This is a genomic window from Paraburkholderia sp. SIMBA_054 (genome assembly GCF_046534875.1).
Classification (GTDB): domain Bacteria; phylum Pseudomonadota; class Gammaproteobacteria; order Burkholderiales; family Burkholderiaceae; genus Paraburkholderia; species Paraburkholderia hospita.
This window is the reverse complement of the sequence record NZ_JAWRXV010000010.1, coordinates 174,370-186,990: the sequence shown is the minus strand read 5'-3', so window position 1 is coordinate 186,990 and position 12,621 is coordinate 174,370. Positions and strand designations below refer to the sequence as shown.

Sequence of the window (12,621 nt, the reverse complement as noted above, 5' to 3'; positions counted from 1 at the left end):
TTGGAGACGACGTCATGGACACTACTTCCATCGACCATCGCGTTGAACAGTTGCATCGCGTTGCCACGCACAAGGCCATGCTCAGGCTGATCCCGCTAATGTGCGCGATCTACTTCATGTCCTTTCTCGATCGCACGAATGTTGCGCTCGCGAAGATTCAGCTCGCGGCAGATGTCGGCATCAGTGCCGCCGCATATGGTTTCGGCTCAGGCATTTTCTTTCTCGGCTATGCATTGCTCGAAGTGCCGAGCAACCTGGCGGCACACCGCGTCGGTCCGCGACGCTGGATCGCGCGCATCGCAGTGACGTGGGGCATCCTGTCGACCGCGATGATGTTCGTGCAGGGCACGTCATCGTTCTATGTATTGCGCGTTCTGCTGGGCATCGCGGAAGCGGGTCTCTTTCCTGCGCTGATGTATATGGTGACGCTGTGGTTCGCGCCGCATGACCGGCCTGTCGTGGTCGGCTGGATCTACATTGCGCCCGCGCTCGCACTGATGCTCGGCAGTCCGCTCGGCGGCGCGCTGATGCAACTGGACGGATTCGGCGGACTGCATGGCTGGCAATGGATGTTCATGATCGAAGGCATTCCGAGCGTGATCGTTGGCATCGTGTTGTTCTTTGCGATGCCGGAGCGGCCGCGAGACGCGCGGTGGCTGTCGGCGGCCGAGCGCGACGTGCTCGAAACGCACGCTGTCATCGACGTGCACGGAAGTGCGGAGTACTCGTCCGCAAACTGGATTGCCGCGCTCAAACGGCCCACTACCGTATTGATCGGTTTGATCTATTTCCTGAATCAGGTGGCGTTCGTGGGGCTGTACTTTTTTGCGCCGGCCATCGTCCACCAGATGCATGTCGATTCGCCGCTTGTGATCGGCTTTCTGGCCGCAAGCGTCGGGCTTGGTTTTCTGCTTGGCGTGCTAATTCTGCCGCGCATCCACCGGCGCGTGAATAGCGATTGCGTGTTTCTCGGCGTGCTCACGGCGGGGCTTGTCGTAGGCGCATGCGTTTATCTCGCGGTGACGACTCCCGCTGCGCGGATCTGCCTTCTCACGGTGACGGCGTTCTTCGGCGGCGGCGTGTTGCCGTCCTATTGGGCCATCGCGATGAAGCGTCTGCAAGGCATCCAGGCTGCAGCGGGTCTCGCGTTCATCAACACGATCGGTTTGATCGGTGGGTTTGTCGGACCGTATCTGTTCGGAATGGCGGAAACGTCTTCCGGCCGAAGCGATGCCGGCTTCACGGTGATTCTGGTCGCAGCAGTGCTCGGCCTCGCTCTGGTGCCGTTGCTGGCGAGAGCGATTCGCGGCGAGGATCGTGTAGAGTCGTCGCGCGAGCCGGCCGCACAGATGAAGTCATAGTCGGGTTTGCGTTTTCTGGAAGGAATAAACCAACAATGAAGTTGAACGGAAAAGTTGCGATTATCACGGGCGCGGGGCAGGGGATCGGAGCAGCGACTGCATTGAAGTTCGCGCGCGAAGGCGCCGTCGTGATCGCTTGCGACATGAATCTCGATGCTGTCGAGACGGTTGCGCATATGTGCCGGGAAGCAGGCGCGAAGTCGGAAGCGTTCGCCGTCGATGTCACGCAACGTGCGCAAGTCGATCAGATGGTCACTCGAGTACGCGACACATATGGCCGCATTGACGTCGTCGTGAACAATGCGGGCATCACACGCGATGCGCGTTTGCAGAAGATGACGTTACAGCAGTTCGAAGATGTGATCGACGTCAATCTTCGCGGAGTCTTTCATACCGCACAGGCCGTCGTCGATTCGATGATTGCGCAAGGCTCCGGTGTCATCCTGAACGCAAGCTCTGTCGTGGGCATTTACGGTAACTACGGGCAGACGAACTATGCAGCGGCCAAGTTCGGCGTGATCGGCTTCACGAAGACCTGGAGCCGCGAGCTGGGTCCGAAGGGTATCCGCGTCAACGCGGTTGCGCCTGGCTTCATCGACACGCCTATCCTCAAGACCATTCCTGAAGACGTGCTCGCGAAGATGCGCGAAGACGTGCCGCTGCGCCGGCTCGGCAAGCCCGAAGAAATCGCGAGTATCTACGCGTTTCTGGCAAGCGACGAAGCAAGCTACGTCAACGGCGCAGTGATCGAAGCGACGGGCGGATTGACTTTGTGATCCGTTTGTAAATAGTGAAGAGGTAGCGGTATGAATATCATTGATCTCCTGAAACCGCGCGCCGGGCTGCGTGTATTCGTATCGGCGGGCGCGGCCGGAATTGGCGCGGCAATCGCCGAAGCATTTCTGCAGGCGCAGGCAAAGGTTTATATCTGCGATGTGAACGCGACGGCCGTCGCTGACGCCAGATCGCGCTTGCCTGACCTTCACGCGGGTATCGCCGACGTGTCGGACCGGGCGCAAGTCGATGCCGTCATCGACGATGCGCGGCAGAAGCTCGGCGGACTCGATGTGCTCATCAACAACGCGGGCATCGCGGGACCGACGGGCGCAGTCGAAGATCTCGATCCTGCGCAGTGGGAAAGCACGGTGTCCACCAACCTCAACAGCCAGTTCTATTTTCTGCGCAAGGCGGTGCCCGTTTTGAAGGAGACGTCGGACTGCGCGAGCATCGTCGCGATGTCTTCGGTGGCGGGACGTCTTGGCTATCCGTTTCGAACGCCGTATGCGTCGACGAAATGGGCAATCGTGGGATTGGTCAAATCGCTGGCGGCCGAACTGGGCCCGAGCAATATTCGTGTGAACGCGATCTTGCCGGGCGTAGTGGAAGGCGAGCGGATGAGCAAGGTGATCGCTGCGCGCGCCGACGCGCTCGGTATTTCGTTCGATGCGATGCGCGACGAGTACCTGAAGAAGATTTCGTTGCGCCGGATGGTCACGGTCGATGATATTGCGGCGATGACGTTGTTCCTTGCGTCGCCGGCTGGCGGCAATATCACCGGGCAGGCGATCAGTGTCGACGGGAATGTCGAGTACTTGTGAGATTGACACCTTGCGAGCAAGCCGGCACGACGACACACGCTAGCCGTCCGTCGATCGGCTGACGGTTTCCCATGCGTCGATTTCGCCGCCGATGGCCGAGAGTTTCTCGCGCACGAGGCCAACCGCATCACTCCCCAGAAGCAGATGCGCCGGCGGATTGTCGCTATCAATCACCGAGAGCATGGCGCGCGCCGCCTTCACAGGATCGCCCAACTGCTTGCCGCTTTTTTCCTCGCGCGCTTTTCTGATTGGATCGAAGAGCGGGTCATAATCCGGGATCGAACGCGGCGTGCGGACCATCGACCGGCCGGCCCAATCGGTCCGGAACGATCCCGGCGCGACGGCGGTGACGAAGATGCCCAATGGCCGGACCTCCTTGCCGAGCGCCTCGGAGATGCCTTCCAGCGCGAACTTGCTGCCGCAGTAGTAGGTGATGCCGGGCATCGTGATGTGGCCGCCCATCGACGTGATGTTGAGAATATTGCCGCGCCGCCGTTTGCGCATGCCCGGGATCACGGCCTTCATCATCGCGACGGCGCCAAATACATTGACGTCGAACTGCCGTCGCATCTCGTCCAGCGGCGATTCCTCCATCACGCCCTCGTGACCGTACCCTGCGTTGTTGACGAGCACGTCGATCGGCCCGACCGTTGCCTCGATTTCGGCGACGACGCCGTCGATAGCTTCAAAGTCGGTCACATCGAGCACTCGACCCACGGATCGACCTGGAGCCAGTGCTTCGAACGCATTCCTTGCCTGTTCGCTTCGGACAGTACCGATCACGCGGTGCCCTGCGGCGAGCGCTTCTTCAGCCAGCGCGCGTCCGAAGCCGCTGCTGACACCGGTAATGAGAAGGGTTTTGACTGATGACATGCGCACCTCGAAAGAGAAGAGAGACGACTGCATAATATTCTTTCGCACTTGCACGATTCAGGTCTTATAGTCTCGACTTATTGCCTATTCCTATGACAGCGGTGAAGTGTGGTGAGAAAGATCGACGGGCAGCAATCTATGGTGGCGTTGTTGAAAGCGCTCGCGCCCAATGAGGGATACAACCTCACGGCGTTGCCGGATGTGCGCATCCTGCGTTCGGATCGCGCGTTGTCCCGCACGCCCGTTCTCTATGATCCCGGCATCGTGATTGTTTGCCAGGGAACCAAGCGAGGCTATTTCGGCGATCAGGTCTACGTGTACGACGAGCAGCAGTATCTCGCTGTCGCCGTACCGGTGCCGTTCACGATGGAAACCGACGCTACGCCGCAACGCCCGCTGCTGGCCATTTACCTGCATCTGGATTTTGCGGTGGCGGCCGAACTGATGTTGGAGATCGACCGTCATCATGCTCCCGTTCAGGCGTGCCCGCCGCAAAGCATGATGTCCAGTCCGATGGATCCCGCACTTCGACTCTCCGTGTTGCGGTTTCTGGAAGCGGTGAGCCGGCCACTCGACGCGTCCATCCTCGGTCCGGCGTTGAAGCGCGAACTGTACTTCCGCGTACTGACGGGCGCGCAAGGCAACGCGATGCGCGCGGCTTTGGCGATGCAGGGGCAGTTCGGCAAGATCGGCAAGGCGTTGCGCCGCATCCACGCGACCTATGCGCATCCGCTCGATGTCTCGCAGCTTGCGAGCGACGCGGGCATGAGCGTGCCGACGTTTCACAGCCACTTCAAGGCGATCACGCAAACATCGCCTATGCAATATGTGAAATCGGCGCGCTTGCACCAGGCTCGACTGTTGATGCTGCGTCAAGGCATCACTGCCGAAGCCGCGTGTCACGCGGTGGGCTACACCAGCGCGTCGCAGTTCAATCGCGAATTCAAGCGTCTATTTGGCGCGACGCCTGCAGCGGAGACCAAGCGCATGCGCGAGACGTTCTCGATGCCGCCGGCGTTTCCCGATTCCGATTACGTGTCTTCGCACTGACGTGTTCGAATGACTTTCGACAGCGCGCAAACGCTTATCGGCCTAACTCGCTTGATGCCGCCTCCGCCTGCACAGCGATGCCATTCCGCGCAGCCACACTGCGCAGGACCTCAAGCGCACTACGTTCTACCCAATTGTGCCGCAGCAGCCCGTCCTCGCCGACGTGCAGGACCGCCGTTCCCGTCATGTCGATCGGTAAGCCCGATGGTTCTGAACCCATGAAACCGTTGTTCTTTCCCGTAACCCGCCATCGACTGACCACCCGGTCGCCTGTTTCGTTCTGAAACGTCTCGATCACATCGAACTCGAACTCAGCGATGCTGGCGAGGAATGCAGCAACCCACTTCTTGAACGTTTCGCGCGACTTGATCTCGACTCCACCCGAGGTGACCGTGAAGTCATCAGAGACCAGATGGTCCGCCGCGTGTGGATTGCGCAATTGCCACACTTCACGCCAAAACTTCTCGGCGAGCTGGACTGAATTCTGCCTTGCCATTTCAAATCTCCTATTTATCTACAACAAAAAAATTCTATTTGCTTGACCCTGTTCCGGCTTCGGGCTGCTTTATTGAGCCGGTGCAATTCCCGCTGCAGCAACGTGTTTCAACAGCGAGACAATTTCAGCAATCCTCGCGCGGATAGCCAGTACTGTTTGATCTGTGTGCTGCGCGTGACGAAGTTCAGCATCGGCCGCGCTGAGCCGTGCGTGCCACGCATGAGGCTCGATATCTCTGAGATCCGCGAGCAATGGGTCCAGTGTCTTTCGCGCGTCTGATGAAAGCGGTCCGGCATCGGTGTGTGAAGCATTTTGTAGTTCGAGCAGTTCCGCTCCTATCTCGATCCACGACATGCATTCATCCACTTCCTGCGCGGATGCTGCGAGCAAAGCGATCCGCACGAGCGCGTCGATGCTTCGGCTTTGCCACGCGTAATGCGTCACGGCCGTTCGCCGCCCGACCGGCGAAGCAATCAAGGTCCGAATCGTGTCGGCGATCCGTTGCAGGCAGCGTTTGCGCCACCGGCTCTCGCGTCCACGCGATGGAACGAGATGGAATGCGAACGCGGCGAGCGCGGAGCCCGCGAGTACACCTGTTGCATTGCCGCTCACCGCGCTCGCCGTCGTATGAGCAATGGCTGCCGGATCGGACACGACGAGGAACACCAGGCAGAAACCCGACGCCCAGAAACTATTCGAAAGCAGAGACGACAGCACCATGGCCAGAAAAACGACGCCGCCTTCCGCGAGCGCAACGCCCGCAGGATGCGCAATGTGTGGCGCAACCGTTACGCAGAACAACAGCGCGGCGCCCGCGCCCACTGCGCCCGAAGCCAGAAAGTGAATTGCCGTATGTCGCGGGTTGGGCCGGATCGCGAAGAGGGCAATCGCGATAGCCGTGAATGCGACGAACAGCGGCCCGCCTTGCCAGCCGGTGTTCATCCAGACCACTCCAGCGAGTAGCAATGCAGCCGCAGCGCGTAGCGCCGCGGCTACCGCATACGTGCGATCGCGGGTATAGACGGGCGCGGGATAGTCTTCTATATCGTCATTTCGACTTTCATCGGCCCCTGTCAACCGGGCGGACACTCGCAGCGCGCCTTCCGTCGCGCCCAGCATTGCTGAGACGAGATCGATGCGTCGGCGTTCGATGACCGTTTTCGCCTGAATTGATGCAAGCGTGACGCGCAATGCGCGCAGCTGCGAGCATAAGACGGACGTCTTTCCGGATTCGGCTGCGCAATCGCCAAGCAGTTCGCGAGCGATCGACGTAAGCAACCGCGATGCTTCGACAACGACCGCCCCGATCTCATCGCTTATTGCATTCCCTTTGGACGTGGCTTCTTCGAAGTTCCGCTCGATGCCTCTCGATACCACAAGCAAACGCAGCAACGCCGACACGACGCCGCGCAGACGGCCGGCACGGAACCACAGCGCTGGCGATTCAGCAGCCGCGCTCAGCACCGCGCCGTCAAGCGCGAGGATATCGCTCAATTGCGGGCGCAGCCGTTGCGGACCAGTGCCGTCGATGGCCCGTGGGCGCGGCAAACCTGCAAGCCGGTCTGCACCCCACGCGCATGCTGCGCCTATCGCATGCCGGATGCGCCGGGTTGCATGTCCGTTGTGCACAGCGTCGCGCGAGAAAACGATGACGAGCAACGCGCATGCAATACCGATGAGCACCCCGACGCAGCGGTCCTTGCCGACCTCGAACAACTGCGCGGATTCGCCCGACAACGACATCGCGATGATGACCGCGCTGTAACCCGCCAGCACGGCACCATACGCGCGGTAATTGCGCAGTGAGGCGCCCGCATAGACACACGCCGCGAGCCATGCCGCCAGCAGGCCGACCAGCATCGGCTCGCTGCCTTGTGCAACCAGAACCAGCAGCACGCCGACGGGCGCACCGACAGCCGTGCCGAGCGCGCGATCGAGCGATTTCAGCAGACTGTCTCCGCGCGCCGGAATCGCCAGCGAGACTACTGTCCACGCCGCCCAATGCGGCTCATGAAGGCCAGCCAGGCTGGAGCAGAGCAGGCCGAGCGCAGCCGCCAGCGCGGTGCGGCCAGCGAACATCACAAGGCCGCGAGAGGGTATCCACGTCGGACGCATAGTCTTGACTTGCCTGCTTGCTCACGAAGGTTAAGCGGTGAACGATCGCCGGCGCGCCATCACGTCGACGATCGTCATCACCAGTCGCTTCTGCCTAGCCCAGCACGAACGGGTTGTCGACACCCGGCGTCGGATTGATGAACACGCTCTTTGCTTCGAGGTATTCATAAACCGCGCGAATCCCGTTTTCGCGGCCGATTCCCGAGGCCTTCACGCCGCCGAACGGTGCGAGATAACTGACGAGGCGATAGGCATTGACCCACACGCTGCCCGCTTCCAGCCGCTTCGGCACCGTCATGGCGCGGCGAAGGTCGCGTGTCCAGACGCCGGCGGCGAGACCATAGTTGCTGTCGTTGGCAATGGCGATCGCTTCCTCTTCCGTGTCGAACTTGATGACAGCCACGACCGGTCCGAACACTTCTTCCTGGGCGATGCGCATGTCGTTGCGCACGTCGACGAAAATGGTCGGTTCGACAAAGAGCCCTTTCTCCGTGCCGGGTCGCGTCGAGCGATGACCACCCAACACGAGACGTGCGCCTTCCTGTTTCGCCACATCGATGTAGTACAGCGTCTTTTCGAGTTGCGGCTGGGTCGATACGGGTCCCATGTTCGTATCCGGCGACATCGGATCGCCAAGCCGTACATCCTTCATGAAATTCACCAGCCGTTCGACGAACTCATCATGGATGCTCGAATGCACGAGCAGGCGCGATCCCGCCATGCAGCTTTGGCCTGTTGCCGAAAAAATGGCGGTGACGGCGCCTTTCACGGCATCGTCGAGGTTGGCATCCTCGAACACGATGTTGGCCGACTTGCCGCCCAGTTCGAGCGAAACACGCTTGAACGAGCGCGCCGCATTCTCGTAGACATGGCGACCGCCGCCTTCGCTGCCTGTGAAAGCAACGCGCGCGACGAGGGGATGCCCGACCAGCGGTTCGCCGACTTCCTTTCCGAAGCCGGTCACGATATTGACGACGCCGTCCGGCACGCCCGCCTCTTCGCAGAGCTTTGCAAACAGGATGGAAGATGCCGACGAGAATTCGGATGGCTTGATGACGACCGTATTGCCGGCCGCGAGCGCCGGCGCGATTTTCCACACCGCGAGCAGCAGCGGAGAATTCCATGGTGCGATCGTCGCGACTACACCGAGCGGTTCGAACGTGCTGTAGTGAAAAATCCCGGCTTTATCGAACGGCGTGACATCGCCCTGGATCTTGTCGGCGAGACCGCCGTAGTAGTAGAACCATTGCGGCAGATATTGCATCTGCTTCAGCATTTCGGCTTTCAGCTTGCCGTTGTCCTTTACTTCCAGATCGGCGAGTTCCTCTGCATGCGCGGCGATCGCATCGCCGATCTTGTGAAGCGCCATGCCACGCTGGCTCGCGGTCATCGTGGCCCACGGGCCGCTCCTGAATGCAGCATGAGCCGCGCGCACGGCCGCATCGACATCGTCGGCCGTGCCGCGCGGCACCTCCGCCCAGACTTCGCCGTTGTAGGGGTTGATACTTTCGAAGGTCCGGCCATTGCTCGCCCCGCGCCACTCGCTGCCGATGCGCATCTTGAACTGTTCCATCACGGTGCTCCTTGACTGTCTAACGTGTGCCGGCAGCCGCCTGGCTTTGCGGCGGCTGCCGGCGTAGTTATGGATTGACGGTCATTGACCGAAATAGATGCTGTCCCGTGCTTCCGGCGCGGTCACGGTACGGCGCCCGCTTTCCGAGCGGCCCGTTACGGCGCCGCCCACGGAGGAGGTACCCGCGTTCCCGGCGTTCGTGTTGGCGTTCTGGAGCGCGGCGGCTGCGCGCAGTTGAGCGGTGGGGTAAGTGGCATCGGGCGCGTCGAACGCGCCTGCTTCGCGGGCCTGAACGAGTTCGGCCCGAACTTCTTCGCGGGTCTTGCCGTGCGTGGCAGGTTCGGCGAACACAGACGACGATACGATTGCGCCGACAATAGCGGCTGGGATCAGAAAGCGTTTCATTTCGTGCTCCTTGGCGGATAGTTGAGAAGCTGTTCGACGATCAAGCGGCTAATCTGCGATCTGCCGTTTGCTTGTTCGTCGATTGGTGAATGCATTATTGCCACCGGCCTTCTATCCGCCAATTCCCGAAATGTGCGTACCGTCCAGGAGAAAATGCACAAGCTGTTGCGGCGCGCTGCCTGCGTTATCCGTTGCCAGGAAAACAGCTTGCAATGAACTGCATGACACTGCGGATCGCCGGAGCGTGCCGCAGATCGTTGTGAATGGAGAGCCATATCTCGCGTTGCAATGGCTGGCCCGGCCCTTCGACGATGCTCAGACTCTCGTCCCAGTCCCCGAGGAAGTAGGGCAAGATGGCCACCCCGACACCCGCCCGCGCGGCGGCTGCCTGCACGTCGAGACTATTGCTGCGCAGAACGACGGGACGTGACTTCGCCTGCGTGTCCAGCCAGATCTGTTGAGCGGAGCCGTCGAGACTGTCGTCATATCCGATGAATTCGTAGTCTTCGGGCGCATGAGACGCCAGATAGTCCGGTGACGCGTAAAACGCGAATGGAATCACGCCGATCTTGCGCGCGACGAGATCGGCCTCGGTCGGCCGGCTAAGACGAACGGCAATATCCGCTTCCCTTCGTATCAACGACACATTGCGTGTGTCGGCGATCAGGCGGACGCGAAGCGCTGGATGCTGCACGTGCAGCTTGCCTAAGTGAGGTGCGATGACACTGCTCGACATCGACGGCGGCGCGCTGATCACCACCTCGCCGCTAACGACTTCCTGTCCGCCGACCGACATCCGCTCCACGGCAAACGACTCTTCCTGCATGCGCCTGCCCCGTTCGGCGATGCGTTCGCCGTCTGCCGTCAGCACGTAGGCGCGTGGGCGGCGGTCAACCAGCTTCAGTTCGAGGGACTGTTCGAGCGAGGCGATTCTGCGCGCGACGGTCGCATGATCGACCTTCAGATGCCGTGCGGCTTTCGCGAGCGATTGTTCCTGACTGAACGCAACGAAGTGGCGTAAATCCTCCCAGTCGAACATAAGCTCTCTCCTTGTCGCTTTGATCGTTGCAAATCCCGGGATGGGACAACTGGACAAGGATATTAGAAGCAAACACGACAGACCTCACAGAAATTGCGTTGTGAAGGTTATGTGCATTGGTGCATATGGGCTCTGCATCTTTGCGGAAACGAATGACCGCAACCTCCAGGCTTGCGGTCATTCCGGGCAATAACGGTTGCCGTGCGGTTACGGCTCAATTGGAATTCGAGCTGTTACCCGAGCCACGTCTTGATACTGGCGGCCATTGTGTCGGTCGAGATGCCGTAGCGGTCGTGCAGCGTGGGCAGGGCGCCGGCGGCGAGGAACTCGTCGGGCAGTGCGATCTGGCGGAACGGCGGTGTCACGCCCGCGCCAAGCAGCGTGCTGGCCACTGCTTCACCGAGACCGCCGATCACCGTATGGTTCTCCGCGACGATCACCATGCGTCCCGTGCGATTTGCTTCTCGAAGGATCGTCGCTGTATCGAGCGGCTTGATGGTCGGCACGTGCAGCACGGCGACGCCGATGTTGTCCGCTTCCAGCGCCTTTGCGACTTCCAGCGAGCGCATCGTCATGATCCCCGACGAGATCAGCAGCACGTCGTTGCCGTCGCGCAGCAGCTTCGCCTTGCCGAGTTCGAACTTGTAGTCGTATTCATCGAGCACGGCGGGCACGTTGCCACGCAACAGGCGTGCATAGACGGGGCCTTTGTGCGCGGCGATTGCGGGCACCATCTGCTCGATATCGAGCGCGTCGCACGGATCGATCACGGTCATGTTCGGCATCGCGCGCATCAGCGCGAGGTCTTCGGCGGCCTGGTGGCTCGGGCCGTAGCCTGTTGTGAGACCGGGCAGTGCGGCGACGATCTTCACGTCGAGGTTGTCTTCGGCAATCGCCTGATGGATGAAGTCGTATGCGCGACGCGTGGCGAACACCGCGTAGGTCGTGACGAACGGTTGCGCGCCTTCATGTGCGAAGCCAGCGGCCGCGCCCATCAGCAGCTGCTCGGCCATGCCCATCTGATAGTAACGGTCAGGAAATTCCTTCCCGAAGATGTGCAGGTCGGTGTACTTGCCGAGGTCGGCCGTCATGCCGATCACGTTGCTCTTCGAGCGTGCAAGTTCAACAAGTGCGTGGCCGAACGGCGCGGAACGGGTTACCTGACCTTCACCCGCGATCGATGCGATCATCGCGGACGTTTTCAGCTTTGGCTTCTTGGCGACGGTGCTCATGCTTGTCTCCCTGCTTTGAGTGCTTCGAGCGCGAGTTGCCACTCGTGCGCATCGACGCGGATGAAATGGTTCTTCTCGCGGTCTTCGAGGAACGGCACGCCGCAGCCCATCTTCGTATCGCAGACGATGATGCGCGGTTGCGGCTTGTCGTGAGTGCGGGCGTTGTCGAACGCCTGCTTGACGGCGTCGATGTCGTTGCCATTCACGCGTTGCGTGTACCAGCCGAACGCTTCGAGCTTTTCGACGAGCGGCTCGAAGGCCATGATCTGCGTCGACGGGCCATCTGCCTGCTGGTTGTTCACGTCGACGATCGCGATCAGGTTGTCGAGCTTCCAGTGCGCGGCGGACATGAGGCCTTCCCAGATCGCGCCTTCGTCGAGTTCGCCATCGGAGAAAAGCGTGTAGACGAAGGCGTCCGAGTTCTTGCGCTTCAGTCCGAGGCAACGGCCGACGGCAATCGTCAAACCGTGGCCGAGCGAGCCGCCTGACATCTCCATGCCGGGTGTGTAGCTCGCCATGCCGGACATGGGCAGACGGCTTTCATCGCTGCCATAGGTTTCGAGTTCATCGGCGGGCAGGATGCCGGCTTCGAAGAGCGCGGCGTACAACGCAATCGCGTAGTGACCGTTCGACAGGAGGAAGCGGTCGCGGCCTTCCCATTCGGGGTCTTCGGGACGGTAGCGCATGGCGCCGAAGTAGGCGACGGCGAGTGCGTCGGCGATGTCGAGCGCCTGGCCGATATAGCCCTGGCCTTGTACTTCGCCCATCAGCAGCGCGTTTCTACGAATGCGGTAGGCTCGCTCGGCGAGCGTGACCGTATCGTTGACGGTTTCAGTGTCCATGATAGCTCCAGTGTTCAAACGAAAAGGTTGCGAAGCG

12 protein-coding genes are annotated in these 12,621 nt (G+C 60.8%); 4 read left to right on the top strand and 8 right to left on the bottom strand.

Going from position 1 to position 12,621, the window contains the following annotated elements:
- Positions 1-14 precede the first annotated feature (14 nt).
- Genes SB822_RS14965 through SB822_RS14955 form a run of 3 tightly spaced genes read left to right on the top strand, consistent with a single transcriptional unit; the run spans position 15 to position 2,959 of the window.
- Positions 15-1,361 (top strand): MFS transporter, encoded by a 1,347-nt coding sequence (locus tag SB822_RS14965; protein ID WP_086919404.1) that lies wholly within the window; start codon positions 15-17, stop codon positions 1,359-1,361.
- Positions 1,362-1,396: 35 nt separating this feature from the next.
- Positions 1,397-2,137 carry a 3-oxoacyl-ACP reductase FabG gene (fabG, locus tag SB822_RS14960; protein WP_410855044.1) on the top strand — a complete coding sequence of 247 codons (741 nt, stop codon included), beginning with the start codon at positions 1,397-1,399 and terminating at the stop codon, positions 2,135-2,137.
- 30 nt (positions 2,138-2,167) lie between these two features.
- Positions 2,168-2,959, top strand: a complete 792-nt coding sequence (locus SB822_RS14955) for an SDR family oxidoreductase (RefSeq protein WP_410855043.1) — start codon at positions 2,168-2,170, stop codon at positions 2,957-2,959.
- 39 nt (positions 2,960-2,998) lie between these two features.
- On the opposite strand, the gene SB822_RS14950 is transcribed toward SB822_RS14955, so the two are convergent.
- A complete protein-coding gene (locus SB822_RS14950; protein ID WP_410855042.1) occupies positions 2,999-3,832 on the bottom strand; it encodes an oxidoreductase in 834 nt (277 codons plus the stop codon).
- Between the two features lie 138 nt (positions 3,833-3,970).
- On the opposite strand from SB822_RS14950, the gene SB822_RS14945 reads away from it, so the two are divergent.
- Entirely contained in the window at positions 3,971-4,882 is a 912-nt protein-coding gene (locus SB822_RS14945; RefSeq protein ID WP_410855083.1) for an AraC family transcriptional regulator N-terminal domain-containing protein, read from the top strand.
- A 34-nt stretch (positions 4,883-4,916) separates the two neighbouring features.
- Here SB822_RS14945 and SB822_RS14940 read toward each other — a convergent pair whose 3' ends face one another.
- From SB822_RS14940 to SB822_RS14910, 7 genes are all read right to left on the bottom strand, one after another.
- Positions 4,917-5,378: an ester cyclase gene (locus SB822_RS14940; protein WP_410855041.1), complete on the bottom strand. Its 462-nt coding sequence runs from the start codon at positions 5,376-5,378 to the stop codon at positions 4,917-4,919.
- Between the two features lie 69 nt (positions 5,379-5,447).
- Positions 5,448-7,457, bottom strand: coding sequence for an FUSC family protein (locus SB822_RS14935; protein WP_410855040.1), 2,010 nt, complete (start codon positions 7,455-7,457; stop codon positions 5,448-5,450).
- A 130-nt stretch (positions 7,458-7,587) separates the two neighbouring features.
- Positions 7,588-9,066 carry an aldehyde dehydrogenase gene (locus SB822_RS14930; protein WP_410855039.1) on the bottom strand — a complete coding sequence of 493 codons (1,479 nt, stop codon included), beginning with the start codon at positions 9,064-9,066 and terminating at the stop codon, positions 7,588-7,590.
- An 81-nt stretch (positions 9,067-9,147) separates the two neighbouring features.
- Complete coding sequence (locus SB822_RS14925; RefSeq protein ID WP_086919412.1) at positions 9,148-9,471, bottom strand: DUF4148 domain-containing protein; 324 nt, start codon at positions 9,469-9,471, stop codon at positions 9,148-9,150.
- Between the two features lie 184 nt (positions 9,472-9,655).
- Positions 9,656-10,510 carry a LysR family transcriptional regulator gene (locus tag SB822_RS14920; protein ID WP_007747707.1) on the bottom strand — a complete coding sequence of 285 codons (855 nt, stop codon included), beginning with the start codon at positions 10,508-10,510 and terminating at the stop codon, positions 9,656-9,658.
- A 233-nt stretch (positions 10,511-10,743) separates the two neighbouring features.
- Positions 10,744-11,742, bottom strand: a complete 999-nt coding sequence (locus SB822_RS14915; RefSeq protein ID WP_410855038.1) for a transketolase family protein — start codon at positions 11,740-11,742, stop codon at positions 10,744-10,746.
- The gene (locus SB822_RS14910; protein WP_007747705.1) at positions 11,739-12,584 is read right to left on the bottom strand and encodes a transketolase; all 846 of its coding nucleotides are present in this window, start codon (positions 12,582-12,584) and stop codon (positions 11,739-11,741) included. The genes SB822_RS14915 and SB822_RS14910 overlap by 4 nt, the downstream gene beginning before the upstream one ends.
- Positions 12,585-12,621: the final 37 nt, after the last annotated feature.

Excerpts from the sequence above, each read along its gene's own strand:
- SB822_RS14965 (WP_086919404.1), top strand. The coding sequence starts at position 15 with ATGGACACTACTTCCATCGACCATCGCGTTGAACAGTTGCATCGCGTT.
- fabG (WP_410855044.1), top strand. The coding sequence starts at position 1,397 with ATGAAGTTGAACGGAAAAGTTGCGATTATCACGGGCGCGGGGCAGGGG.
- SB822_RS14955 (WP_410855043.1), top strand. The coding sequence starts at position 2,168 with ATGAATATCATTGATCTCCTGAAACCGCGCGCCGGGCTGCGTGTATTC.
- SB822_RS14950 (WP_410855042.1), bottom strand. The coding sequence starts at position 3,832 with ATGTCATCAGTCAAAACCCTTCTCATTACCGGTGTCAGCAGCGGCTTC.
- SB822_RS14945 (WP_410855083.1), top strand. The coding sequence starts at position 3,971 with ATGGTGGCGTTGTTGAAAGCGCTCGCGCCCAATGAGGGATACAACCTC.
- SB822_RS14940 (WP_410855041.1), bottom strand. The coding sequence starts at position 5,378 with ATGGCAAGGCAGAATTCAGTCCAGCTCGCCGAGAAGTTTTGGCGTGAA.
- SB822_RS14935 (WP_410855040.1), bottom strand. The coding sequence starts at position 7,457 with ATGTTCGCTGGCCGCACCGCGCTGGCGGCTGCGCTCGGCCTGCTCTGC.
- SB822_RS14930 (WP_410855039.1), bottom strand. The coding sequence starts at position 9,066 with ATGGAACAGTTCAAGATGCGCATCGGCAGCGAGTGGCGCGGGGCGAGC.
- SB822_RS14925 (WP_086919412.1), bottom strand. The coding sequence starts at position 9,471 with ATGAAACGCTTTCTGATCCCAGCCGCTATTGTCGGCGCAATCGTATCG.
- SB822_RS14920 (WP_007747707.1), bottom strand. The coding sequence starts at position 10,510 with ATGTTCGACTGGGAGGATTTACGCCACTTCGTTGCGTTCAGTCAGGAA.
- SB822_RS14915 (WP_410855038.1), bottom strand. The coding sequence starts at position 11,742 with ATGAGCACCGTCGCCAAGAAGCCAAAGCTGAAAACGTCCGCGATGATC.
- SB822_RS14910 (WP_007747705.1), bottom strand. The coding sequence starts at position 12,584 with ATGGACACTGAAACCGTCAACGATACGGTCACGCTCGCCGAGCGAGCC.